This window comes from Streptomyces wuyuanensis, from assembly GCF_900103455.1.
Classification (GTDB): Bacteria; Actinomycetota; Actinomycetes; order Streptomycetales; family Streptomycetaceae; genus Streptomyces; species Streptomyces wuyuanensis.
Window position 1 is genome coordinate 119,486 of record NZ_FNHI01000020.1, and the last position, 24,094, is coordinate 143,579.

Consider the following 24,094-nt stretch of genomic DNA (forward strand, 5'->3'; position numbering starts at 1 on the left):
CGGGCGCGGTCCGGGACGTGCCGGGGGACTGCGGGACTCACGACGTGGTCGGTGCGGGCGCCGACGCCGCGGGCTCCGGTTCGGTGGCCCGCTCGGCCGACGCGTAGGCGGCTCGTTCGCGTGCCGTCGGGGTGAGCGCGACGAAGGCCGAGGTGAGGAAGAGGTACGAACCGAGGCCGACGGCGAGCGGGAAGATGAACTGCATCGTGGTGGCCCCGGGCAGCGCCGCGTCCGAGGGCGCGACGCTCACACGCACGGCGAGCATGCCCGTGTAGTGCATGCTGCTGACGGCAGCGCCCATGACGAGGGAGGCGACGGCGACGGCTCGGGGCGACTTGATGTTGAGCGCGGCCCACAGGGCGGCGGTCGCGGCGACCACGGCGATGACGACCGAGAGCGCGACGAGCAGCGGGTCGTAGGTGACGTCGCCGTGCAGCCGCAGGGCCGCCATGCCGAGGTAGTGCATGCTCGCGACACCGAGTCCGGTGGTCAGCCCGCCCAGCAGCAGCGCGCGGACCCGGTCCCGGCTGTGGCCGACGGCGAAGACCCCCACGCCCACCACCGCCATGGCGACGATCAGGCTGAGGATGGTGAGCGGGACGTCGTACCGGATGTCGGTCCCGGTGACGCCGAAGCCGAGCATCGCGACGAAGTGCATCGTCCAGATGCCGGTGCCGATGGCGGAGGCCGCCGTCAGGAGCCAGTTGCGGCGGGAGCGGCCGGTCGCGTCGAGCGCGCGCACGGTGCAGCGCAGCCCGAGGGCGGCGCCGATGCAGGCCATCGCGTACGACAGCACGGGGGTCAGCCAGCCGAATGTGGCGTGGTCCAGGTGTCCCATGGCTCAGGGACGGTAGTGCCGATGGGGGCGCAGGGCGGGGGCGCATTTCGAAAGCCGATGGAATATGACAGCCGATGTTTCAGAACGATCGTGCCGAGGTCGAACGTGTGCACCGCACGTCTGTTCCGGCAGCGATCGAAGGATCGGCCCGGGGTGCGGGATCATGAGGCCATGACCGACGACCACACGCATGTGCAGGAGTTCTTCGGCGCCCGCGCCGCCGACTGGGACGTGAAGTTCCCGGATGACGGACCCGCCTTCGCCACGGGGGTCGACGCGCTGGATCTGAGGCCCGGCGACGCGGTCCTGGACGCCGGCTGCGGCACGGGGCGTGCGCTGCCCCTCCTGCGCCGGGCCGTGGGCCCTGCGGGTACGGTCGTCGGCGCCGATCTGACCCTGGAGATGCTGCAGGCGGCGGCGCGCGCCGGGCGCGACCGGGACGCCGCGCTTCTGCAGGCCGACGCGTCACGGCTGCCGTTGCGGACGGCGTCGATGGACGCCGTGTTCGCCTCCGGCCTGATCGCGCATCTGCCGAACCCGGCCGACGATCTGCGTGAACTGGCCCGGGTGGTGCGACCGGGCGGACGTCTCGCGCTCTTCCACCCCATCGGCCGGGCCGCCCTGGCGGTCCGGCAGAAGCGCCGGCTCACGCCCGACGACCTGCGCGCCGAGCCCAACCTCGGCCCGCTGCTGGCCGCTTCGGGATGGCGGCTGGTCTCGTACGCCGACGAGGAGGCGCGATTCCTCGCGCTGGCGGCGCGGGAGGGCTGATCCTCCACGGCGCGTGCTTCGCCTCGACCGGCGGGCCCCGGCAGGCGTCCGAACACGGCGGCGCGCGGCGGCGCGGCGGCGTCGTCGTACCGGGACGGGCGGGTGCAGGCGCGGCCGTCCCGCCACGGGAAGCCCGCCGAGGGCTGAGGGCCGAACGCGGAAGGGACTCACGGACGGCACCCGCGAGGAAGAATTGTCATACCGGCGGGGTACACCGGAAGAGTGACGTTCGGTGGAAGGGGGCCCTGGGTGTTCGACAAGCTGATGAGCGGAATCCGCAGGTTCGCGGGGCAGAGGGCCGACGCCGGGGAGGGCCCGCCGCCTGCGCGGGTCGTCCGGCAGCGCCAGCCGAACCTCTTCGAGGCCGCGGCGGCGTACGTGTCCGCGTGTGCCGAGGACGATCAGCAGGGAATCGAGGAGGCGTCGGGCTGGGTGTCGCCCGAGGCCCTGTCGTTCGGCGTGAACGAGCTGGCCTGCCGCGCCGTGATCGCCCTGGCGCGCGAGCGCGACGAGTCGCCCCGGTCCGTGGCGCGCAGTCTGCTCGGGCTGCCCGTGGCCTGAGGGCACCGGGCCCGGAGGCGCGGGGCGCGGCCGCGGCCCCACGGCGGCGGGGTCCGCGGCCCCGGGGCCAGGCGGGGAAAGAGCGGGCCCAGTTTCCTGTCGCGGACTCTCGACGCCGGGGTTACCCACTGGTTAAGGTGCGCCGACGAACGATCCGATGGGGAGGATGCCGTGGCCGGGACGGACGAAGCGGCCGACGACGACGCGCTCTTTGTGCTGACTGCGCAGCTGCTCACACCCGCGCAGTTCCCCAGCGTGCTCGGCGACGACTACCCCGCGGCATGCGAGGCGCTGGGGCTTCGGCCCTACGGCGGCGGCTACGGGCTGGTGCTCGGGCAGGACGGCGACGGCGCCCGCTGGACGGTCGTGATCGACGACGTCTCCCTGGTGGCCGTGGCGATCGCGTCGTGGGACTGCGGGATGGAGTACGACCTGTCTCCCAGTGACCGTTCGGTGGTCGCCGCGCTCCCCGGCTGGCCGCTGGCCGTGGCGACGGTCGCGCCGGGTGTGCCCGCGCCCCACGACCCGGACGAGGGGGAGGCGGGCGGGCCGCCGCTGACGCCGCCCGACACGAGTGCGTGGGGTCCCGCGCAGCGGCGGCTCGGCGCGGACGAGGTCGCGCTCCAGTGGGCCGTGTGGCGCGAGCAGGTGGCCGAGCAGATCACGTTCGCGCAGCCCGACGCGCCGGAGGAGGAGCGCGCGACACCGCATGAGGGGGTGCGCCGGGTCCTCAGGGAGCTCCACGCCTATGTGGACGACGCGCCGCCGCTCGGGCGGGTGCGGTCGAGCTTCGCGCCGGACGGGGCGCGGATGCTGAGGGCGGACGGGCCGGGCTGGTCGCTGGTGGCCAGGACCGACGACATCGCCTTCGTGCTGCTGGACGAGGAGCCGGGAGAGGTGCTGCCGGTGGGGCGCGGTCCCGAGCTCCCGGGACTGCTGGAGGCGCTGGACAAGATGGCGGTACGGCCTTCCTGATCCCGGCGGGCGTGGGACGGTCCCGGAAGCACGTCCGGGGACTGCTCCCCTGCGTGTCCGGCGCCGATCCCGGGCACGTCCGAGGCCCGCTCGCTCCCCGTGGCACAGCCCTGGCGCCGGTCCGGCGCTGATGGCGATCCGGCGGGCACGCCGGTCCCCGCTCGCACGGCGATCCGGTTCTCCACGCCGAGGCCGGTCACCCGCGCCGCCGTGGCGGGGGCGGTCGTGTGCGAGGGCCCAGCCGGCGGCCCACATGACCGAGGCGTCCGAGGTGTGGGGCGCGCCCATTTCCGGGCCCCGATGCCCACAGCACGCTGGGGCGGCGCACCCACCCTTTCGCCGTTCACTCGGAGGCCGCCGCCATGGGTCTGTCCCGTTCATCCCGGAGAGCACCGGTGCTCGCCGCTCTGCTCCTGGCCCTCACCACGACGTCGTTCGCCGGCGCCGGACAGGCACAGGCAGGGGCGCCGTCCGGCCACTGCGCCCGTCACGATCGGCTCGACGTGCCCGGCGCCGCGCACCAGCGGCCGGCCTGTCTCGAAGATCTGACGACGGCGGGACTGGCCGGAACCCCGTACACCGACATGGCCGACCAGGCCGGACTCGCGGCCGCCGGTACACGCAATCCCTCCGGGGTGCCGGGCATCCAGATCGACGGTTACTTCCCCGACGGCTCGCGCCTCAACGCGACCCACGGCTGGAACCACGACTCCCAGTTCGTGATCAGGCTGCCCGACCGGTGGAACGGAGGGCTGGTGGTCACCGGCGCCCCGGGCACGCGCCGTCAGTACGCCACGGACGCGCTGATCTCCGACCACGTGCTGGCCCGGGGATACGCCTACGCTGCCACCGACAAGGGCAACACCGGGCCCGACTTCTTCACCGACGGCCGCTCCCCCGGTGACGCCGTCGCCGAATGGAACCGTCGGGTGACCGAGCTGACCCTCGCCGCGAAGAGCGCCGCCCGGCAGCGCTACGGGCACGCACCGGCCCGTACGTACATGACGGGCATCTCCAACGGCGGTTACCTCACGCGCTGGCAACTGGAGAACCGCCCCGGTCTCTACGACGGGGGCGTGGACTGGGAGGGCGCCCTGTGGACCACACGCGGTCCGAACCTGCTGACGGACCTGCCGGTGACGGTGGCCCGCAGCCTCGGTCGTGCCGGTGACGAGGATCTGCTCGCGGCCGGTTTCGCACCGGGCTCCGAGTTCCTCTGGCCGTACCACGAAAAGGTGTACTGGGGCCTGACGCAGAAGATCTTCCGGGCCGAGTTCGACCCGTCGTACGACCGGAACTGCCCCGGCGCCTCGGCCGGGTCCACCCCGGAGCAGATCTTCTCGGCCTGTCCGTCCGACGCCGGGTACGACCTGGCATCCCGTCCCGCTTCGGTACATAAGGCCCTGGCGAAGGTGGCGCTCACGGGCAGGATCGGCAAGCCGATGATCACGCTGCACGGCGACCTGGACACGCTGCTGCCTATCCGTCAGGACTCCGACGTGTACACGCGGATGATCGACGACCGGGGCCGCTCGATGCTCCACCGCTACTACACGGTCGAGGCCGGCACGCACACGGACGCCCTGTACGACACCCATCCGGACCGGCTGCGCCCGATCCTGCCGTGCTACCGGGCGGCGTTCGCCGCGTTGACCGCCTGGGTGGAGAAGGGCGCGGCACCGCCCGCGGACCGGAGGATCCCGAGGCCCGCAGGCGGCGATGTGGTGAACTCCTGCGCGCTGAGCTGACGGCCGGGCTCCCTCGCCGCGGGCCCCGGTTCGGCCCGCACCCCCCGACCGCCGCGCCGGCGGCCCGCTCGATGTCGGGGAGCGGGCCCCGAAGGCGGTCACCCTGCGCGGGGCCGGCAGGACCCCGTCAGCGCCCGATCTGCTTGCGGTTGTTGATCCGGCGGAGCCGGCGGCGCTGCGAGGGGTCGAGCGCGAAGTAGGCCACGGCGGGCACTCCGACGATCACCAGCAGCGACATCCAGAATCCGATCAGCGGGATCAGGAGAAGGCCGACGGCCACTCCCCCGATGGCGATCTTCGCACCTGTCGACATTTCACAGCCTCCTCCGCGGCCCCGCGGGCCGCCGCTCCCTGCTGTGACAACGCGTCCGCGCGCCCGCCGGTTCCCTCAGGCGGCCGCCGCGTCCTCCCTGCCGCCGGGCACCGCCTCCTCGCCGCCGTCGCGCACACGGCCCTGGTCGGCGTCCCGCGCCCGCAGCCCGCTTCCGACCTCGTGGAGATGGGCGAGAGCCTGCCGGTACGAGTCGACCAGCCCGGTCTCTGCGTACGGCACACCGAGGGACCGGCAGTGCGCACGGACCAGCGTCTTGGCCGGCCTGAGGTGCGGGCGGGGCATGCTCGGGAACAGATGGTGTTCGATCTGGTGGTTCAGCCCTCCCAGGAACCAGTCGGTGAGCGGGCCTCCGCGGACGTTCCGCGAGGTCAGGACCTGCCGCTGCAGATGCCCCCAGCGCTCGCCGGGGTCCGCCCCCGGCATGTCCATGCCCTTGTGGTTCGGCGCAAAGGCCATGCCGAGGTGAAGGCCGAGCAGCATCTGGTGCAGCAGGGCGAAAGCGGACGCCTGGAGCGGGGTGAGGACGGTGAGCAGCAGCGTGAGGTAGCCGCCGGCGTGGGCCAGGAGCAGTCCGCCCTCCACCGCGCGAGCGGCACCGGCCCGCGGGCTCCGCACCGGGACGCCCCCGTCCGCTCCGCCCGCCCGGGGCGAGAACACGTGCCGGAAGCCCGAGACCTTGAGGGACAGGGCCTCGAGGGTGGTCAGCGGGAAGAAGAGCGCGGCCTGGTGGCGGGTGAGCCAGGCCCGGAAGCCGGTGCGGCCGCCGGTGTGGTCCTTGCCGAAGACCAGCACGTCGGGGGCGACGTCGGGGTCCTTGTCCGGATGGTTCGGGTTCGCGTGGTGACGGTTGTGCTTGTCGTTCCACCAGTCCTGGCTCATCCCCAGCAGCAGGTTCCCGTGCAGGAGCTGGAGTGCCCGGCCGATCCGCCGGTCCGGTGTGATCTGCGCGTGGCCGGCGTCGTGGGCGATGAAGGCGGACCGTGCGGACAGCAGCGCGAGCGGCAGGGCCAGGGGCAGGGCCCACCAGGACGGGCCGACCGACACGAGGGCCGTGACGACGGCGGTGAGGCCCAGCAGGTTGAGGGTGATGACGCGTGCGTACCAGCCCGTGCGGCGTTCCAGCAGCCCCCGCTCCCTGACGGTTCGCAGAAGGGGCGCGAAATCGCTGCCGGGGGCCCTTCCGGCGGGACCCTCCGGCGCGGGGACCGGCCGCACGGGCGGCGGGGGCTCTGCGGCGGGGGCGGTCGCGGCGGCGGTTGCCTGTGGCATGGCGGTCTCCGGTCTCGGGGCCGTCGCGCCGTCCGGCGCGCTCGACTGCTGAACTGCTCCGACCTGAAGAAACCTAGGAATCGGGGCCCCTTGACGACCATGGCGGCATCCCCCGGACCCGGCGGGGGGCCAGCCGGGGCGACGGGGTGGTGCAGGCACCAGGCCCGCCCGGGGGCGCACCTGAGGTATCCTCGGCCGCTCCGGCCCGACTAGTCAAATTTGAGGAATGCGCCATCGCTGTGCACGGACTCTCCACGGCAACGCCCTCCGACGACTCCGGACTCGTCCACTGCTCCGCCGTGTTCCTGCCGGGGTCCCCGCCCCGCACGGGCCGGTTGGCGTTCTGGCATCCGGACGGCACCGAGCCCCCGGCACGCCCCGGTACCCACACGGAGCTGACCGTCGCCGGCCAGGGCGGCCGGACCTACGCCGTACCCGCACGCACGCTGCCGGTACGGGACGCCCTGCCCGTCCTCCTCCGAGCGGGGTCGGCGGCCTGCGCCTCCCCCGCCGTCGTGTTCTGGGGTGCCGCCACCGTGCTGGCGCTCCACCTGGCGGCCCGCGGACCGCTGCTGCCCGGACTCGGCGCGGACGGCCACGACGCCTGGCGGGTCGGACCGCTCACCGCCCGGGACGCGGACCGGGTGCGCGCCCTCGCCGCCTCGATGCCGCCGACCGCTCACGCCGTCCCCCTCGACGCCGGCGCCTCTCCGGTGCTGCTGCCCGAACCCGAGCGGCAGCTGCGGGCCTTCCTCGACGCCGTGGCCGACGTACTGCCGCGGACCCCGGCCGCCCCGCTCGCCGCGGGCTCCGGGGCGTTCGCCGCGGAAGAGCCGCAGCATCTGCCCGCGGCGCGTGCGTGGGCGCAGGACGTGGCGGCCCGTCATGATGCGGGCGTACGGCTGTCGTTGCGCATCGACGTGACGGGGCCGGCCGAGGAGGACGCGCCGGCCGGGCACCGGGCCGGACCGTCGTTCCGGGCCGTGCCGCAGTTGCACGGCGTCGGCGATACCGCGCTGGTCGCGGACGTGTCGAGCGTGTGGGCGGGCGGGCCGGACGCCGCGTTCGGACCGCGCGCCCGCACGGACGCCCTGCTCGCCCTGCGGCGGGCCGCGCGGGCCTGGGCGCCCCTGGAGCCGTTGCTGTCCGCGGCCGTTCCCGACTCCGTCGACCTCGCCGACGAGGAGGTCGCCGAGTTGCTCGGCGCCGCCGGGCGAGCCCTCGCCGCGACCGGCGTGCCGATCCACTGGCCCCGGGAACTCGTCCGCACCTTCACCGCCAGGGCCGTGATCGGCCCGCCCCAGGGCGCTGAGGCGGCAGACCCCGCTCTGTCCGCGATGCCGTCCTTCCTCTCCGCGGACGCCCTGCTCGCCTTCGACTGGCGTTTCACGCTCGGCGACCGGGAGCTGAGCCGTGCCGAACTGGACCGGCTCGCCGAGGCGAGCCGGCCCGTGGTGCGGCTGCGCGACCGGTGGGTGCTCGTCGATCCCGAGGAGGTACGCCTGGCCCGGGCACGCCGCGACCACAAGGTGACGCCCGTCGAGGCGCTGGCCGCGGTGCTCACCGGGTCCGTGGAGACCGGCGGGCGGTCGGTCGGCGTGGAGGCGTCCGGATGGCTGGAACGGCTGCGGGAGCGACTGGCCGATCCCGAGGGCGGGCAGGAGATCGCCCAGCCCGCCGCGCTCGCCGCGACGCTGCGCGACTACCAGCTGCGCGGACTGAACTGGCTGCACCGGATGACCTCGCTCGGCCTCGGCGGCTGCCTCGCCGACGACATGGGTCTGGGCAAGACCATCACGCTCATCGCCCTGCATCTGCACCGGCAGACCGACGCGTCCGCCGCGGGACCGACGCTCGTGGTCTGCCCGGCCTCGCTGATGGGCAACTGGCAGCGGGAGATCGAGAAGTTCGCCCCCGGTACACCGGTGCGGCGGTTCCACGGGCCGTCCCGGAGCCTGGACGGTCTCGCGGACGGGGAGTTCGTGCTCACCACGTACGGCACGATGCGGCTCGACGCGGCCGCTCTCGCGGAGGCCGGCTGGGGCATGGTCGTCGCCGACGAAGCCCAGCACGTCAAGAACCCCTACGCGGCCACTGCCCGGCAGTTGCGCACCATCGGCGCGAAGGCCCGCGTCGCGCTCACCGGCACGCCCGTCGAGAACAACCTCTCCGAGCTGTGGGCGATCCTCGACTGGACGACACCGGGGCTGCTCGGCCGGCTCGGCACCTTCCGGTCCCGGTACGCACAGGCCGTGGAGGGCGGCGACACCGCCGCCGCAGACCGGCTGGCCGCCCTGATCAGGCCGTTCCTGCTGCGCCGCCGCAAGTCCGACCCGGGCATCGCCCCCGAGCTTCCCCCGAAGACCGAGACCGACCGCGCGGTCTCGCTGACCGCGGAGCAGACGGGGCTGTACGAGGCGGTCGTCCGGGAGACCCTCGCGGCGATCTCGGCGGCGGGCGGCATGGAACGGCGCGGCCTCGTGGTGGGGCTGATGACCGCGCTGAAGCAGATCTGCAACCACCCCGCCCAGTACCTGAGGGAGGAGGAGCCGCGGATCGCCGGCCGGTCCGGGAAGCTCGAACTGCTCGACGAACTCCTCGACACGATCCTCTCCGAGGGGGCGAGCGTCCTGGTCTTCACCCAGTACGTGCGGACGGCCCGGCTGCTGGAACGGCACCTCGCGGCCCGCGGCGTACGGACGCAACTGCTGCACGGCGGTACGCCGGTGCCGGAGCGCGAGGCCATGGTCAGGCGCTTCCAGGACGGTGAGGTACCGGTGTTCCTGCTGTCGTTGAAGGCCGCCGGCACGGGGCTCAACCTCACCCGGGCGGGTCACGTCGTGCACTACGACCGCTGGTGGAACCCGGCCGTCGAGGCGCAGGCCACCGACCGGGCCCACCGCATCGGCCAGACCCAGCCGGTGCAGGTCCACCGGCTGATCGCCGAGGGCACCGTCGAGGACCGGATCGCCGCGATGCTCGAACGCAAGAAGGAACTCGCCGAGGCTGTGCTGGGCTCCGGCGAGGCCGCACTGACCGAACTGACGGACGCCGAACTGGCGGAGCTGGTCGAACTGCGAGGGGGCGCACGATGACGCACGACGCGTACGAGGACGAGGAGGAGCGGACGTTCGTCGCGCTGCCGCCCGCGCGGGGCCGGGGCTTCGCGGGCACCTGGTGGGGCCGGGCTTGGGTGAAGGCGCTGGAGGACGGCGCCCTGGACGCGGAGCAGCTGAAGAAAGGGCGGAAGCAGGCGCGGGACGGTGCGGTGGGGGCCGTGTCCATCCGGCCCGGCAGGGTCACTGCGGTGGTCAGGGACCGCGACGGCACAGGTCACCGCAGCGATGTGCTGCTGCAGGAGCTGTCGGAGGACGCATGGGACCGGTTCCTGGACATGGCCGTGGACCGGGCGGGGCACATCGCGGCCCTGCTGGACCGGGACATGCCCCCGCATCTCGTGGAGGACGCGGCGGAGGCGGGTGTCGAACTGCTGCCGGGCATCGGGGACCTGGAGCCCGAGTGCACCTGCGACGCCTGGGACCTGTGCCCGCACACCGCGGCCCTCTGCTACCAGGTGGCGCGGCTGCTGGACCGGGATCCGTTCGTGCTGCTGCTGTTGCGCGGGCGAGGAGAGCGCCGGCTGCTCGACGCACTGCAGGTGCGGAGCGCGGCCCGGGCGGAGCCGGCCGGTCCGGACTGCGAACTCGCGGCCGACGCCGGGGCCGAAGGGGTGCCGGCGGTCGGGGCCGCGGGCGTGCCGGCGGTCGAGGCCTTCGCGGCGGAGGCCTCGAAGACGGCCGCCACGCAGGGCATCGCCTCGGCACTCCTCGCCGCGCCGCCGCTGCCGGAAGAGCCGGGCCGGCCGCCGTCGCTGGAGACCGAGACGGGGGCGCCGGAAGGGATCGACCCGGACGCGCTGGAGTTCCTGGCCGCCGACGCGGCGGTACGGGCGCGGCGGATCCTGGCCGAGGTGTCCACGGGACGTACGGAGCAGGGCCTCGGACAGAGCGCCGCTGGTCTCCCGGAGGGACTCGCGGCCGGACTCACCGTGGGTCAGGACGCCGTGCGCCTTGCCGCGACGGCACGCGACCCTCTTCCGCCGGCCGTTGCCGACCGGCTCGTCGCGAGCTGCGGCCGGGGCCGTCCGGGCTTCCGACTCGCCGTTCGCGCCTGGCGGTTGGGGGGCGGAGCGGGTCTGGCCGTACTGGACGGCGAGCCCGTCCCGGACGACGTCCTCGCGCGTGCGACGTCCCGCCTGCGGCTCGCCGCGGACTGGGACGAGGACGAACGCCCCTCGCTGCGCGCGACGGGGAACGGGCGGTGGACCGCGGGGCCGGGGACGGAACTTCGTGTCGGGGCGGACGGGCGCTGGTGGGTCTTCACCCGTACCGCCGGAGCGCCCTGGTCCCCCGCGGGCCCGCCGGCCCCGGACCCGGCCTCGGCGCTGGCCTCCTTCCACGCGGCGGACGTCCAGGATCCGTGCGGCGGCTCCGTCGACGGGTTCGAACCGGGGTCGTCGCGCCCGCCGGGGGACGGTGGGGCCTGACGACGGCGGGCGGGCCCGCCGAAGCCCCATGGCCGAAGTCGGGCCGCCGGGGCGGGCGTTGGCAGCGCCACCGCAGCGGGCCCGACCGCGCGCCTCCCGGCAGTGAGGCGCGCGAAAACCGGTGGAGCGGCGCCGCTGTGCGCCGTTACGGTGCTGCCGACCCCAGTCGTCTGGACAAGGACGTGCCGTTGTACACCCTGTGAGACCTCCCGAGCGCTGATTCGTCGCGCGTCGCACCTGTGCGCCGCGCTGCTCTTTGCTGCGGACTTCTCACTGAAACCGGTGTACTTCTGTGCTCAACACCTGGGTGGTCGTGCCCACCTGCCTGCCGATCGTCCTCCGCCGCTGCCGCGCGTGCCCGTCCGGGCGTTTCCGGGCGAACGGCAAATTCCGCGTCAACGCCAACCACAAGCTGATCGACGCCTGGCTCCTCGCGCTCTGCACCGCCTGCGGGGAGACCACGAAGCTCACGGTCCTGGAGCGGAGGAACGTGCGCTCCGTACGACCGGAACTGCTCGACCGGCTGCATGACAACGACCTCGGCCTGGCAGCCGAGTTGCTCCGGGATCCGGTCGTGCGGCGCCGCAATCGCATCGCCCTCGACTGGGACGGCGCCTGGCGCCTCGACACCGGCGGATCGACTCACCTGGACCGCGAGGTGATCGACGTCTCGGTCCGCTTCGCGGCGCGGATCCCCATCCGGCCGGTGCGGCTGATCGCCGAAGGCTTCGGCCTTTCGCGCGCCGAGGTCGAAAGACTGATCGCGGAGGGGAACCTCGTCTCCGCGGTCCGGCTGAGCGGCAGGCTCACCGGCGACTTCGGCTTCACGCTCAAGCGCTGAATTCGCCCCGGTAGCCTGGGCCTGTCCGGCAGGGTCCGCCGGACAGGCCCCAGGCGCACGGCACTTGCGAGGTCGGGTCCGCGCAGGTCCGCGGCGGAGTCACCCCGACACCCGCCACAGCTGCGCCACACGCCAACGCCCCCGTCCGGGCGGCGAAACGTCACCGTCGGCACCTATTCGGCCATGTGCCGGTGCGCCCCGAGGGCCCCCCGGTGCGCCTGCGGAGGGCGCGGCTGTCTGGAGCAGTACGCCGGAGAGGAGGCCGTGCTCAGGGCGGTGGGACTCACCACCACGGGCCGGCCGGTCCGGTTGCTGGCGGACCGGGCCGCCGCAGGGGATCCGGACGTGCTGCGGGCGCTGCGCGGCGCGGGTGCGGCTCCGGGGATCGCGCTGGCCGGTGCGGTGAATCCGCCCGAACCGCGTGCGGTCGTGCTCGGCGGCGCGCTGTCGCGGCCGGCGCCGTGGCTCCTGCCGCCTCTGGAGCAGGAGTTGTCGCGCCGTACGGCTGAGGCCGCCCGGCCGACGGTGACGGTGTCGGGGCTGGGCTCGGGCGGGCCGCTGCTCGGGGCCGCGCATTCGGTGATCCGCGCGGTGCTCGACGATCGGCCTCGTACACGGGGGCTGCCGGGGATGTGTGACGGAGCGTCGTCGGTGCCTGGCCCTTGTCGGGGGCGTCGGGCCGCACGACGATGGGCACGGACGCGGACCGGGGACCGGGAGGCCGAGTTGACGGACCCATGGGTGGCGCTGGAGCCCGGGGGCGACGCCGGGCGGCGTGTCGGTGTGCTGCGCCGGGCGTACGAGCAGTTCACGACGGCGGGCCGGGTGGAGGCGGGCGTGCGGCCCGTGGTGGCCGAGTCGTGGCGGCGGTCCGCGCGGGCGAAGGTCGCCCCGGAGGGCCGGGCGAGCGTGGAACTCGGCGACGACGAACTGGCGGTGTACCGGGACGGGCATCCGCTGTCGCGCGTGATGCCGGTGATCCGGGAGCTCATGGGTGCCTACGCCGTCGACGGCGAGCACCTGGTCGCGGTGTGCGACGCCCAGGCGCGGCTGCTGTGGGTCGAGGGCCATCGCGGGGCTCGGGAGCGGGCGGGGCGGATGAACTTCGTGGAAGGCGCGCGCTGGGCCGAGGCGGTGGCGGGGACGAACGCACCGGGCACGGCGCTCACGGTCGACCGCCCGGTGCAGGTGTTCGCGGCGGAGCACTTCCAGCGTCCGGTGCAGGACTGGACGTGCGCCGCGGCACCGGTCCACGACCCGCACAGCGGCCGGCTGCTGGGCGCGGTGGACATCACCGGCGGGAACCGGCTGGCGCATCCCCACAGTCTGGCGTTCGTCGGGGCGGTGGCGCGGGCGGCCGAGTCGCAGCTGGCGCTCCTGTCGCCGCGGCCCCGTGGCGACGCGGCGCAGCTGACCGCGCTGGGCCGGGACGAGGCGCTGCTGGTCGTGGACGGGCGCAAGGTACGGCTGAGCCGGCGGCACAGCGAGATCGTCGTGGTGCTCGCGCACCGCCCGGAGGGGCTGAGCGGCGACGAGCTGCTGCTGGAGCTGTACGAGGACGAGCACATCACCCCGGTCACGCTGCGGGCCGAACTGTCCCGGTTGCGCGCGCTGCTGGGGCCGCGGCTGCTCAGGTCCCGTCCGTACCGGCTGGCCGTCGCGGTGGACGCCGACTTCGACACGGTGGGGCGCCGGCTGGCAGCCGGTGCGGTCGCGGCGGCGCTCGGCGCGTACACCGGGCCGCTGCTGCCGGCCTCCCGGGCGCCCGGGGTGGCACGCCTGCGCGAGCTGCTGCGCGACCAGCTGCGTGCCTCCCTGATCGCCCGTGGCGACCCGGGTCTGCTCGCGGACTGGGCGTACAGCCCGTGGGGCGAGGACGACCTCGCCGTCTGGCGTGCCCTGGCCGCCGCCCTCCCCGAGGACCGGCGCCCCGCGGCCCGGGCACGGGCCCGCGCGCTGGACCTGGAGCACGGAGACGGGGCGCGGACGGCCTTCGGGGACCCGTGGTGACGGCGCCGGGGTCCGACGTGCCGGGGCGACGGCGCCTTGACCGGGTGCGGCCGGTACGACGGTCCCCTTCCGCCGGCGACGGCGATCAGCGGCGCGCCGCCCCGGACGGGTCCGGGTCCCGGCCGGGCCGCCGCTGCCCCTGTCCCGCCGGGTCGGCGAGGGCCGCGTCGACGAGCAGAGCCGCGATCTCGCGCGCCGAGGCTCCGGTGCCGTCGCTGTTGAGCGCCGTGGCACGGGCGACGGTGCCGTCGTAGAGGAGGGCCAGCTGCTCGCCCAGGTGCTCGGGGTCGCGGGCTCCCGCCCGGCGGGCGATCTCCGCGAGCCGCCGGGAGAATTCCTTCTTGTAGGCGGCCGCCGGCCGGTGGACGGGGTGCTCGGGGTCGGGGACCTCGACGGCGGCGTTGAGGAAGGGGCAGCCCCTGATGGGCCCGTCGGTGTCCCGCGGCTTCCGGTCGAACACGGCGAGCAACTGCTCCCGCGGGTCCCTGCTGTCCTCCAGGGACGGCAGCAGCCCGTCCGCACGCCCCGGCGGCGGAAGCACCACCGCCCCGACCGGGCACGCCGCCCCTCCCCCGCACCCCAGTTCCGGCCGGCTTGCACCGGGTTCCACCCGGCCCAGAGCAATGGGAGCTCTCCATGCGATACACGACATTCGGACGCCGCACAGGGCTGCGCGTCTCCCAGTACGCCCTCGGCACCGGCAACTTCGGCACCGGCTGGGGCGCCGGCGCCGAGCCCGACGAGGCGCGCAAGATGTTCGACCGGTTCGCCGAGGCCGGCGGGAACTTCCTCGACACCGCCGACAACTACCAGTTCGGCGAGTCCGAGAAGCTCCTGGGACGGTTCCTGGCCGCCGACCGGGACCACTTCGTCCTGGCGACGAAGTTCACCAACGGGGCCACACCGCGGCCCGACCTCTCCAGGAGCGGCAACAGCCGCAAGAACATGCGGTTCTCGGTGGAGGCGAGCCTGAAGCGGCTCGGCACGGACCACATCGACCTGCTGTGGGTCCACTTCCCCGACGGGCTGACGCCGATGGAGGAGATCCTGCGCGGCATCGACGACCTGGTCGGCCAGGGCAAGATCCTGCACGCGGCCCTGTCGAACTTTCCCGCCTGGCGCGTGTCCCGCGCCGCGACACTCGCGGATCTGAAGAACTGGGCACCGGTCGCCGGCATCCAGGTCGAGTACAGCCTGGTCGAGCGCACCGCCGACCGCGAGCTGCTGCCGATGGCCGAGGCGCTGGGCCTGGGCGCGGCCCTGTGGTCACCTCTGGGAGGAGGACTGCTCACCGGGAAGTACCGGCGCGGCTCCGAAGGCCGTCTCAGCGATCTGAAGACGCTCGTCCACACCGAGTCCAGCGACCGGAAGACGGCCGTCGTCGACACCGTCCTGGCGGTCGCGGAGGAGACGGGCGCCTCCCCCGCGCAGGTCTCGGTGGCCTGGCTCAGGGAACGGGCCGCCCGCGCGACGACCTCGTACGTCCCGATCATCGGCCCCCGGAACGCGGCGCAGCTGGAGGACTACCTCGGCGCCCTGGAGGTGGACCTCACAGAGGACCAGCACGACCGCCTCACCGAGGTGAGCGCCGTTCCGCTCGGCGTGCCGCACGAGGCGAGTGCCGGGGTCCTGGACACCGTCCAGGGCGGCGACGCCTCGCTCGTCACGGGGCCAGTCACACCCGTGGCCTGACCTGCGGTTTCCGGCCCTCGCTCCAGGGCCGGAGCCGCCTGCGGGCGGTTCGTGAAAACAGTCACATATGGATCACTTTTAGCCCGTTTTAGTGGATGGTGGTAAGTCCGAAAACGTTCACCGGGCTGTACCGGCGGCCCGCCGGGCGTCGCCGCGGCCGGCCGACGCCGAGGGAGTCACATGGCACGCGCAATCCGCTCAGCGGGCAACCGGCGGTTCGCCCTGCCCGTGGCGGCGGGGGCGGTCGTCCTCGCCGCGGGTGGCCTGTACGCGGCGGGCCTGGCGGCCGGGGACGTCCCCGACGGCACCCGGGTGCGAGGCGTCGACATCGGCGGGATGAGCCGGTCGGAGGCCCAGCGGACGCTGGACCGGGAGCTCGCGGCCACCTTCGGAGCGCCGCTGACGCTCAGGATCGGGGACCGGACGGAGAAGGCCGAGCCCGCAGCGCTCGGCCTGTCCGTCGACACGGCGGCGACCGCCGGCAGCGCCGTCAACGACTCCCTCGACCCCGTCAGCGTCATCGGGAGGCTCTTCAGCGCGGAGAACCGCGACATCGAGCCCGTCATAGGCGTCGACGAGCAGAAGACCCGGGCTGCGATGGCGCGCATGGGTGCGGCCGCCGAGCGGAAGGTGCGCGACGGCGCCATATCGTTCGAGGACGGCCAGGCAGCGGCCGTCGCACCGGTCACCGGCACGTCGCTGGTGCAGGACCGCGCACTGGACGCCCTCCGGGACGGCTACCTCCGCACGAACCGCTCGCCCGTGGTGATGCCGGTGAAGCAGACCCCGCCGCGCATAGGCCGCGCCGAGATCGACCGGGCCATGAACAGCTTCGCCCAGCCGGCGATGTCCGGCCCCGTCACGCTCACCCTCGACGGCGAGGCCGTGACCATCGCTCCGTCGACCCTCGGCCGGCATCTGACCATGAAGCCCGGCGCAGGCGACCGGCTCACCCCTGCCCTCGACTCCAAAGGGCTGCTCGACGACCCCGAGGTCTCCTCCCAGGTGCGCCGGGCCGCGCAGGGGCCGCGGAACGCGGTCCTCGGACTCGACGGCGAGCGGGTGGTCGTGACCCGGGAAGCCCGTGCCGGCCACCAGGTGGAGGAGCAGGCGCTCGGCCAGGCCGTCCTCCCGCTGCTGACCCGCGAGGGTGCGGCCCGCACCGCCGAGATCCCGGCGAAGGCGGTCCAGCCGGAGTTCACCGGCGAGTCGGCCCGGCGCCTCGGCATCAAGGAGAAGGTCTCCTCGTTCACCGTCAACTTCCCCACCGCGCCGTACCGGGTCACCAACATCGCCCGCGCCGTGGAACGCATCGACGGCTCGCTCGTCCTGCCGGGCAAGGAGTGGAGCTTCAACCGCACGGTCGGCGAACGCACCAAGGAGAACGGCTTCGTCGACGGCATCATGATCAACGACGGCCAGTACGTGAAGTCCCCCGGCGGGGGCGTCTCCGCCGTCGCGACGACGATGTTCAACGCCGTGTTCTTCGCGGGCGTCAAGCCGGTGGAGTACGGCGCCCACTCGTTCTACATCGAACGCTATCCGGAGGGCCGCGAGGCCACGGTGGCGTGGGGCACGCTCGACATGCGCTGGCTCAACGACTCCGGCAACGCCCTCTACGTGAAGGCCGAGTCCACGGACACATCGGTCACCATCTCGTTCCTCGGCACGAAGAAGTACGACGAGGTGCGCGCGACCAAGGGGCCGCGCACCAACGTCAAGGAGCCGGGAACCCGCAAGGGCAGCGGCCCGGAGTGCGAGGTCCAGACGCCGCTCGAGGGCTTCGACGTCGCCGTCGGCCGCCACTTCGTCAAGGACGGCCGCGAGGTCGGCCGCGAGAACTTCAAGACCCACTACACACCGCGGGACGAGGTCGTCTGCGCTCCGCAGGAGTCGGCCCCGGGTACGGCCCCCCAGGACGCCGAGCCCGCCGCCGAGGCTGTCGGCGCCACCGAGGCCCAGTGACGCCGAGCCGATGACCGGCCGGGGGCCCGGCCGGTCTCCCGCTGCCCCCGGAACCCGCGTCCGTCAGCCAGGAGCCCGCGCCCGTGCCGTCCGGCCGGTCGCAACGGGGTTGCAACGTCCGCCGCTCTAGGTTCGGCGTCGAAACGCCGTCCAACGGCGGACGGCGGCGAACCCGGGAGGCCTCCGAGATGACCCGTTACGCCGCACCCGGCACCGAGGGTGCGATCGTCACGTACGCGTCCCGCTACGACCACTGGATCGGCGGCGAGTCCGTACCTCCCGCCCGTGGCCAGTACTTCGAGAACCCGAGCCCCGTCAACGGGAAGGCGTTCACCGAGATCGCCCGCGGCACCGCCGAGGACGTCGAGCGCGCCCTGGACGCGGCACACGCGGCGGCACCCGGCTGGGGGCGTACCGCGCCGGACGCCCGGGCCAACGTCCTGCTGAGGATCGCCGACCGGATGGAAGCCCATCTGGAGGAGCTCGCGGTCGCGGAGACGTGGGAGAACGGCAAGCCGGTCCGGGAGACGCTGGCGGCCGACATCCCGCTGGCCATCGACCACTTCCGCTATTTCGCCGGGGTGCTGCGCGCCCAGGAAGGTTCGCTCAGCGAGCTCGACGACAACACCGTCGCCTACCACTTCCACGAGCCCCTCGGGGTCGTCGCGCAGATCATCCCGTGGAACTTCCCCATCCTGATGGCCGTCTGGAAGCTGGCGCCGGCCCTGGCCGCCGGCAACGCGGTGGTACTCAAGCCCGCCGAGCAGACACCCGCGTCCATCCACTACTGGATGAGCCTCGTCGCCGATCTGCTGCCGCCGGGAGTGGTGAACATCGTCAACGGCTTCGGCGTGGAGGCGGGCAAGCCCCTCGCGTCGAGCCCCCGGGTGGCGAAGGTCGCGTTCACGGGCGAGACCACGACGGGGCGGCTGATCATGCAGTACGCCGCGGAGAACATCAAGCCCGTCACCCTGGAGCTGGGCGGCAAGTCGCCGAACATCTTCTTCGACGACATCTGGTCGGCCGACGACGAACTGCGGGACAAGGCCCTGGAGGGCTTCACCATGTTCGCCCTCAACCAGGGCGAGGTGTGCACGTGTCCGTCGCGGGCGCTGATCCAGCGCGGCCACTACGGCGAGTTCCTGGACGCCGGGATCGCCCGTACCGAGGCGATCGTCCCCGGTCACCCCCTCGACACGGACACGATGATCGGGGCGCAGGCCTCCAACGACCAGCTCCAGAAGATCCTTTCGTATCTGGACATCGGTCAGCAGGAAGGAGCCAAGATCCTGACGGGCGGTCAGCGCATCGAGTACGAAGGCGAGTTGGCGGGCGGCTACTACGTACAACCGACGATCTTCGAGGGTGACAACCGGATGCGGGTCTTCCAGGAGGAGATCTTCGGACCGGTCCTCGCGGTGACCTCGTTCGACGACTTCGACGACGCCATCAAGATTGCGAACGACACCCTCTACGGCCTCGGTGCCGGTGTCTGGACACGCGACGTCAACCAGGCCTACCGCGCCGGCCGCGCGATCCAGGCGGGCCGGGTCTGGACGAACTGCTACCACGCCTATCCCGCGCACGCGGCCTTCGGCGGCTACAAGCAGTCCGGTATCGGCCGGGAGACGCACAAGATGATGCTGGACCACTACCAGCAGACGAAGAATCTTCTGGTGTCGTACTCGCCGAAGAGGCTGGGCTTCTTCTAGAGCCTGGAGTCGGTTGCCTGGAGGCATCGTTGCGCTCCAGGCAACCCGAAATAACGACTACAATCCGTGATTGGCTGGAGCCTTCGCGCTACTGTCTGACACCCAAGGGAGTCCCTCCCGGACCAGTCGTGGACCAAACGGCGCCGAACGACATCACCCCACGAGTCGCTCATGAGTGCCGCGAGTCCATGAGAACGCCTCCTGGCACCGCATCAGATCGGATGCGGGGCAGAGGCGACGACACACACAAAGCGCGCGGCGTCCAGCGGCTCCTGCATGCGGTCACCATGCAGGCGAAGCCGGTGCCCTGCGGACCGGCACACCGCGTCATTCCGAAGGAATGCGAAACTCGAATTCGGGACGGTCCCACGGCACGGCGGGTGGGTTCGCGAACGCGGTCCCGGTCCGCACCGCACCAACACGGTGGTAGAAGTCCTCGGCGGGAAGATGCGACACGACCTTGAGACGGTCGAGCCCGGCGGCACGGGCCTCGGACTGCATGTGCGCCACGAGCAGCCGTCCAATACCCCGTCCTTGCGCTTCGTCGGCGACGAAAAGCAGGTCGAGCTCCGGTGGAGCGAGGACGAGCGAGTAGAACCCGAGGACCCGGCCTCCATGCTCGTCGGCCGCGACGGCCACAAAGGTGCGGTGGGCCTCGATGTAATCAGGACCGACCCGGTAGCCCGCCACTGCGGCTGCGTACTTGCCCTCGTAGGCGCCTGAGCCGCGCACAAGCCGCGTGAGCCGTTTGGCATCCCGCGCGACGGCCCTCCGTATCGTGATCGGCTGGCTGATCGGGGATGTGCGTGAACTCATCGGGAGAGTATTTCGCACCGGGGAGTGTCTTCGTGCGGCGGGTCGACTGCTCGGGCAGGCGTTCCTGCACCGCTCCCGGTAACGGCTTGCCCGGGCCCGATCGGCCACGTCACTGCCGCCGGATCGGCCGCCCCCAAGCAGCCGCTGGACGCACGAATCGGCGCGGAGGAGCTGGAGAACGGTACGGTCGAGGGCTGTTCTCCCCGGGCCTGCCGTGGCGAAGCCGAGCCGGCACAGGAAAGTTTCGAGCCAGCCTCATGAGGCGGATCATCCTCGACCTGTTCGCCGGCCCCGGCGGCTTGAGCCACGCCCTCGCCGTCCCCGGGGCCCGGAACATCGGTGTAGACAGCGATCCCCCGTGGCAGGTCCGCGCCGTTCTCCATCGCTGCACGTCTCCCCCTGCACGCCTCCCCCTGCGCGCGGTCACCCGTACGTGACGCCGTCCGGTGCACCCCGGCCGATCTCCGGTCTCGCGTATCCGTCCAGAAACGTAGACGAAGACACCGCCAGGCAGTCCCGGGAAGCCGGTCTCAGCCGCCGCGCCGCACCCGGGCCGCTTTGCGGGCCTCCGCGAGCTTGCGGGCCTCGCTGCTCTTGCGGGACGACGACCTGCCACCGGAACCGCTCTTCGCGTCCTTGGTACTGCCCAGGCCGCCGAACGGCACGTTGTGGTTCTTGGGGCGCGGTACGGCCGACCCGCCGTCGAGAGGCTTTCCGGAGGGGGCCTTGGCGCCGGTGATCCGACTCAGCTCCGCCTCGCCGGACCGCACTTTGGTGACCTTGGGGGCGACGCCGGCGTCCGCCACGACCTGGCTCGTCTCGCGACGCTGTCCCGAGACGACGAGTGTCACGACGGTGCCGGAGCGGCCGGCCCGGGCCGTGCGGCCCGCGCGGTGCAGATAGTCCTTCGGGTCGGTGGCCGGGTCGACGTTGACCACGAGGTCGAGGTCGTCGACGTGCAGGCCGCGTGCGGCGACGTTCGTCGCTACCAGCGCGGTGATCTGCCCGTTCTTGAACTGGGCCAGGGTCCGGGTGCGCTGCGGCTGGGACTTCCCGCTGTGCAGGGCGGCGGCGGCCACGCCGCTGGCCCGCAGATGCCGGGTGAGCTGGTCGACACCGTGCTTGGTGTCCAGGAACAGCAGGACGCGGCCGTCCCGGGCGGCGATCTCCGTGGTCAGGGCGTACCGGTCCGGGCCGTGCACGACGAAGACGTGGTGCTCGATCGAGGAGACCGCGCTGGACGAGGGGTCGACGGAGTGGACGGCGGGCTCGCGCAGGTAGCACTGCACCAGCTGGTCGACGTCGCGGTCGAGGGTGGCGGAGAACAGCATGCGCTGCCCGTCGGGACGCACCTGGTCCAGGATCTCTGTGACCTGCGGCAGGAACCCCATGTCACACATCTGGTCGGCCTCGTCCAGGACCGTGATGCGCACCCGTCCCAGCCGGCAGCCCTTGCGCTCGATGAGGTCGTGCAGCCGACCGGGCGTGGCGACGACGATCTCGGCGCCATCCCTCAGCACGGCGGCCTGCCGTCCGATGGACACGCCGCCCACCACGGTCGCAAGCCGCAGCCGCAGTGCCTCGGCGTACGGGGTGAGCGCCTCACCCACCTGCTGCGCCAGCTCCCTGGTGGGCACCAGAACGAGCGCCAGCGGCTCCTTGGGCTGCGCGCGCCGCCCGGCCGTCCGGGCGAGCATCCCCAGGCCGAAGGCGAGCGTCTTGCCGGATCCCGTGCGGCCCCGGCCCAGGACGTCCCGTCCCGCGAGCGCATTCGGCAGCGCCGCCGCCTGGACGGGGAAGGGCACAGTGACACCGTGCTCGTCGAGCACCTGCAGAACCTCGGTCGGCAGTCCCAGCGGTGCGAAGGAGGCCACGGCGGGCATCGCCGAAGTTGCGCCCGACGCCTCGGACACACAGTCCTGCTGCCAAGCACCGGCACGTGCTGATTCGCTCACAGAAAGCCTTCCTCCGAAGGGACCGTACCGAGGAAGGCGCGGCAGGGAAGCGGCCGCCGATCAGAGATACCCAACGGAGCACCGAGCAGCGACACAGCAAAAGCGCAACGTTAGCACGGGGCACACCCTCCGGGGCCTCCCGCGCCGCACCGCTCAGCCGAGGGACGACAGCCGGACCTGCCTGTGCGGAGCCAGGTGGTGATCCCAGAACACCCCCGAAAGCGCTGGGGTTCTCCCAGCACGCCAAGTCTGTCCGCCTGTCTGGAAATTGCTCGCCCGTATCCAGGGGTCTGATGCAGGTTCGGGTGACAGGTGTGGCCCGGAGGGCCGGTGTGGCATGACCGGACTCCCGGCGGACCGACAGGAGAGCAGTCACTTACGGGCGGGACACGGCCGCGACACGCGGCGGAAACGGGTCGCCCCTAATTTCTGTCAACCGACAGGAATTCGCAGGGACGACCCTCACCTCCGCGACAGGGGCCCGCCATGACCATGACCACCGATCCCACACCACCGGCATCTCCCCCGCCCGGGGGCGCCGGCGCGCTCGCCTCGTTCGGCTATCCCCAGGAACTGCGGCGGCGGATGGGGCGGTACGCCTCCTTCGCCGCCGGGTTCTCCTTCATCTCCGTGCTGACCACGGTCTTCCAGTTCTTCGCCCTCGGATACTCCTTCGGCGGGCCGCTCTTCTTCTGGACCTGGCCCGCCGTCCTCGTCGGGCAGCTCCTCGTCGCCGCCTGCTTCGCCGAACTCGCCGCCCGCATGCCCATCGCCGGGGCGATCTACCAGTGGGCGAGCCGACTCGGCTCCCCCGCCTTCGGCTGGTACGCGGGCTGGATCATGGTGACCGGACGGATCGTGGTGGTCGCGGCCGCCGCACTCGCCCTCCAGGTCGTGCTGCCCGCCGTCTGGCCCGGCTTCCAGGTCGTCGGCGGCGACCCGTCGCCCACGACGACCAGCGGCGCCGCCAACGCCGCCCTCCTCGGCCTCGTCCTGCTGGCGCTCACCACCCTGCTCAACGTCCTGGACAACCGCGCGCTGTCGGCCGTCAACACCATCGGGGTCACCGCCGAGATCGGCGGCGTCGTGCTGATCGTCACTCTGCTGGCCACGCACGCGGAGCGGGATCCCGGCATCACCCTGCACACCGGCGGGCAGGGCGGTCTGATCACGGCGCTTCTGGTGGGATCGTTCACCGCCGCATACGTGCTGATCGGTTTCGAGAGCGCGAGCGAGATGAGCGAGGAGACCGTCAATCCCCGGCGCACCGCGCCCCGAACGACCCTCACCGCCCTCACGACCTCCGGCGTCTGCGGCGGACTGCTCCTCCTCGGCGGCCTGCTCGCCGCGCCCAGCCTCACCGACGGCCGGCTCGCGACCGAGGGCCTCGGTTACGTCCTCACCAGCACGCTCGGGGACGGGCTCGGCAGGATCCTGCTCGCCAACGTGGCGGTCGCCATCTGCGCGGCGACCCTCGCCATCCAGACCTCGGCGACCCGCATGCTCTTCTCCATGGCCCGCGACGGCGCCCTCCCCCGGTCGGCGGCGCTGGCGCGGGTTCCGCGACGGACCGGGATGCCCGGCACGGCCGCCGTGATGGTCGGCGTCGGCGCGGCACTGCTGCTCCTGCTCAACCTCGCCTCCCCGCAGGCGTTCCTCGCCATCGGCACGACGTGCATCGCGATGGTGTACCTGGCGTACGCCATGGTCACCGGACCGATGCTGGTCCGGCGGCTGCGGGGCGAGTGGCGGCCTCCGACCGACGACGAGCGGGACGAGCTCGGCCGCACGCTGTTCTCCCTCGGCCGCTGGGGACTTCCCGTCAACGCGCTCGCGGTCGCCTACGGACTCTTCATGACGGTCAACCTCGCCTGGCCGCGCGCCGAGGTGTACGACCCCGAGGGCGGCCACTGGTACTTCCGGTGGTTCACCGTCCTGGTCCTCGCGGCCACGTTCACGGCAGGGGCGGCGTACCGCGGGTACCGCCGGCGTCGGGACGTCCCGGGGCAAGGAGCCACCGCGCGGCCCGAGCCGGAGCCCGTACGCGGCTGAGACCGGGCC

At 73.0% G+C, this 24,094-nt stretch carries 18 protein-coding genes and 1 pseudogene; 13 read left to right on the top strand and 6 right to left on the bottom strand.

Annotated elements, in window-relative coordinates:
• Positions 1-37 precede the first annotated feature (37 nt).
• Positions 38-838, bottom strand: a complete 801-nt coding sequence (locus tag BLT82_RS26395) for an MHYT domain-containing protein (protein WP_093659146.1) — start codon at positions 836-838, stop codon at positions 38-40.
• Between the two features lie 171 nt (positions 839-1,009).
• Between BLT82_RS26395 and BLT82_RS26400 the strand changes: the two genes are divergently transcribed.
• The 4 genes from BLT82_RS26400 to BLT82_RS26415 all read left to right on the top strand — a co-directional run bounded on the left by BLT82_RS26400 (position 1,010) and on the right by BLT82_RS26415 (position 4,893).
• Complete coding sequence (locus BLT82_RS26400; RefSeq protein WP_093659148.1) at positions 1,010-1,609, top strand: class I SAM-dependent methyltransferase; 600 nt, start codon at positions 1,010-1,012, stop codon at positions 1,607-1,609.
• Between the two features lie 249 nt (positions 1,610-1,858).
• Complete coding sequence (locus BLT82_RS26405; RefSeq protein WP_093659150.1) at positions 1,859-2,170, top strand: hypothetical protein; 312 nt, start codon at positions 1,859-1,861, stop codon at positions 2,168-2,170.
• 171 nt (positions 2,171-2,341) lie between these two features.
• On the top strand, positions 2,342-3,145 hold the full coding sequence (locus BLT82_RS26410; protein ID WP_093659152.1) for a hypothetical protein: 804 nt from the start codon (positions 2,342-2,344) through the stop codon (positions 3,143-3,145).
• Positions 3,146-3,507: 362 nt separating this feature from the next.
• Complete coding sequence (locus BLT82_RS26415; RefSeq protein WP_093659154.1) at positions 3,508-4,893, top strand: tannase/feruloyl esterase family alpha/beta hydrolase; 1,386 nt, start codon at positions 3,508-3,510, stop codon at positions 4,891-4,893.
• A 127-nt stretch (positions 4,894-5,020) separates the two neighbouring features.
• Here BLT82_RS26415 and BLT82_RS26420 read toward each other — a convergent pair whose 3' ends face one another.
• Together BLT82_RS26420 and BLT82_RS26425 are read right to left on the bottom strand one after the other, a co-directional pair.
• Entirely contained in the window at positions 5,021-5,206 is a 186-nt protein-coding gene (locus BLT82_RS26420) for a hypothetical protein (RefSeq protein ID WP_017950017.1), read from the bottom strand.
• Positions 5,207-5,281: 75 nt separating this feature from the next.
• Complete coding sequence (locus BLT82_RS26425; RefSeq protein WP_093659156.1) at positions 5,282-6,496, bottom strand: acyl-CoA desaturase; 1,215 nt, start codon at positions 6,494-6,496, stop codon at positions 5,282-5,284.
• A 239-nt stretch (positions 6,497-6,735) separates the two neighbouring features.
• On the opposite strand from BLT82_RS26425, the gene BLT82_RS26430 reads away from it, so the two are divergent.
• The 5 genes and pseudogenes from BLT82_RS26430 (at position 6,736) to BLT82_RS26445 (ending at position 13,893) form a co-directional block, all read left to right on the top strand.
• Positions 6,736-9,591, top strand: a complete 2,856-nt coding sequence (locus tag BLT82_RS26430; RefSeq protein WP_093659158.1) for a DEAD/DEAH box helicase — start codon at positions 6,736-6,738, stop codon at positions 9,589-9,591.
• A complete protein-coding gene (locus BLT82_RS26435; protein ID WP_244529621.1) occupies positions 9,588-11,042 on the top strand; it encodes an SWIM zinc finger family protein in 1,455 nt (484 codons plus the stop codon). The genes BLT82_RS26430 and BLT82_RS26435 overlap by 4 nt, the downstream gene beginning before the upstream one ends.
• Positions 11,043-11,334: 292 nt before the next feature.
• On the top strand, positions 11,335-11,883 hold the full coding sequence (locus BLT82_RS26440; protein ID WP_093659160.1) for a DUF1062 domain-containing protein: 549 nt from the start codon (positions 11,335-11,337) through the stop codon (positions 11,881-11,883).
• Positions 11,884-12,066: 183 nt separating this feature from the next.
• Positions 12,067-12,402, top strand: a pseudogene (locus tag BLT82_RS37290) (ROK family protein); the annotation flags it as partial.
• Between the two features lie 207 nt (positions 12,403-12,609).
• Positions 12,610-13,893 carry a GAF domain-containing protein gene (locus tag BLT82_RS26445; protein ID WP_167746094.1) on the top strand — a complete coding sequence of 428 codons (1,284 nt, stop codon included), beginning with the start codon at positions 12,610-12,612 and terminating at the stop codon, positions 13,891-13,893.
• Positions 13,894-13,978: 85 nt separating this feature from the next.
• On the opposite strand, the gene BLT82_RS26450 is transcribed toward BLT82_RS26445, so the two are convergent.
• Positions 13,979-14,437, bottom strand: coding sequence for a TetR family transcriptional regulator C-terminal domain-containing protein (locus BLT82_RS26450; RefSeq protein ID WP_093659164.1), 459 nt, complete (start codon positions 14,435-14,437; stop codon positions 13,979-13,981).
• A 92-nt stretch (positions 14,438-14,529) separates the two neighbouring features.
• Between BLT82_RS26450 and BLT82_RS26455 the strand changes: the two genes are divergently transcribed.
• The 3 genes from BLT82_RS26455 to exaC all read left to right on the top strand — a co-directional run bounded on the left by BLT82_RS26455 (position 14,530) and on the right by exaC (position 19,262).
• Positions 14,530-15,585 (top strand): aldo/keto reductase, encoded by a 1,056-nt coding sequence (locus tag BLT82_RS26455; RefSeq protein ID WP_093659166.1) that lies wholly within the window; start codon positions 14,530-14,532, stop codon positions 15,583-15,585.
• Positions 15,586-15,765: 180 nt separating this feature from the next.
• Positions 15,766-17,550, top strand: a complete 1,785-nt coding sequence (locus BLT82_RS26460; protein ID WP_093659168.1) for a VanW family protein — start codon at positions 15,766-15,768, stop codon at positions 17,548-17,550.
• 188 nt (positions 17,551-17,738) lie between these two features.
• On the top strand, positions 17,739-19,262 hold the full coding sequence (exaC, locus tag BLT82_RS26465; protein WP_093659170.1) for an acetaldehyde dehydrogenase ExaC: 1,524 nt from the start codon (positions 17,739-17,741) through the stop codon (positions 19,260-19,262).
• 327 nt (positions 19,263-19,589) lie between these two features.
• On the opposite strand, the gene BLT82_RS26470 is transcribed toward exaC, so the two are convergent.
• Positions 19,590-20,078 carry a GNAT family N-acetyltransferase gene (locus tag BLT82_RS26470; RefSeq protein WP_167746090.1) on the bottom strand — a complete coding sequence of 163 codons (489 nt, stop codon included), beginning with the start codon at positions 20,076-20,078 and terminating at the stop codon, positions 19,590-19,592.
• A gap of 530 nt (positions 20,079-20,608) precedes the next feature.
• Positions 20,609-22,033, bottom strand: a complete 1,425-nt coding sequence (locus tag BLT82_RS26480; protein ID WP_093659176.1) for a DEAD/DEAH box helicase — start codon at positions 22,031-22,033, stop codon at positions 20,609-20,611.
• A gap of 492 nt (positions 22,034-22,525) precedes the next feature.
• Here BLT82_RS26480 and BLT82_RS26485 point away from each other — a divergent pair, with 492 nt between their 5' ends.
• Entirely contained in the window at positions 22,526-24,085 is a 1,560-nt protein-coding gene (locus BLT82_RS26485) for an amino acid permease (RefSeq protein WP_404205330.1), read from the top strand.
• Positions 24,086-24,094 lie beyond the last annotated feature (9 nt).

What these genes read in the sequence shown, in the direction of transcription:
- BLT82_RS26395 (WP_093659146.1), bottom strand. Translation starts at nt 838, where the DNA reads ATGGGACACCTGGACCACGCCACATTCGGCTGGCTGACCCCCGTGCTG.
- BLT82_RS26400 (WP_093659148.1), top strand. Translation starts at nt 1,010, where the DNA reads ATGACCGACGACCACACGCATGTGCAGGAGTTCTTCGGCGCCCGCGCC.
- BLT82_RS26415 (WP_093659154.1), top strand. Translation starts at nt 3,508, where the DNA reads ATGGGTCTGTCCCGTTCATCCCGGAGAGCACCGGTGCTCGCCGCTCTG.
- BLT82_RS26420 (WP_017950017.1), bottom strand. Translation starts at nt 5,206, where the DNA reads ATGTCGACAGGTGCGAAGATCGCCATCGGGGGAGTGGCCGTCGGCCTT.
- BLT82_RS26425 (WP_093659156.1), bottom strand. Translation starts at nt 6,496, where the DNA reads ATGCCACAGGCAACCGCCGCCGCGACCGCCCCCGCCGCAGAGCCCCCG.
- BLT82_RS26435 (WP_244529621.1), top strand. Translation starts at nt 9,588, where the DNA reads ATGACGCACGACGCGTACGAGGACGAGGAGGAGCGGACGTTCGTCGCG.
- BLT82_RS26455 (WP_093659166.1), top strand. Translation starts at nt 14,530, where the DNA reads ATGCGATACACGACATTCGGACGCCGCACAGGGCTGCGCGTCTCCCAG.
- BLT82_RS26460 (WP_093659168.1), top strand. Translation starts at nt 15,766, where the DNA reads ATGGCACGCGCAATCCGCTCAGCGGGCAACCGGCGGTTCGCCCTGCCC.
- exaC (WP_093659170.1), top strand. Translation starts at nt 17,739, where the DNA reads ATGACCCGTTACGCCGCACCCGGCACCGAGGGTGCGATCGTCACGTAC.
- BLT82_RS26470 (WP_167746090.1), bottom strand. Translation starts at nt 20,078, where the DNA reads ATGAGTTCACGCACATCCCCGATCAGCCAGCCGATCACGATACGGAGG.
- BLT82_RS26485 (WP_404205330.1), top strand. Translation starts at nt 22,526, where the DNA reads ATGACCACCGATCCCACACCACCGGCATCTCCCCCGCCCGGGGGCGCC.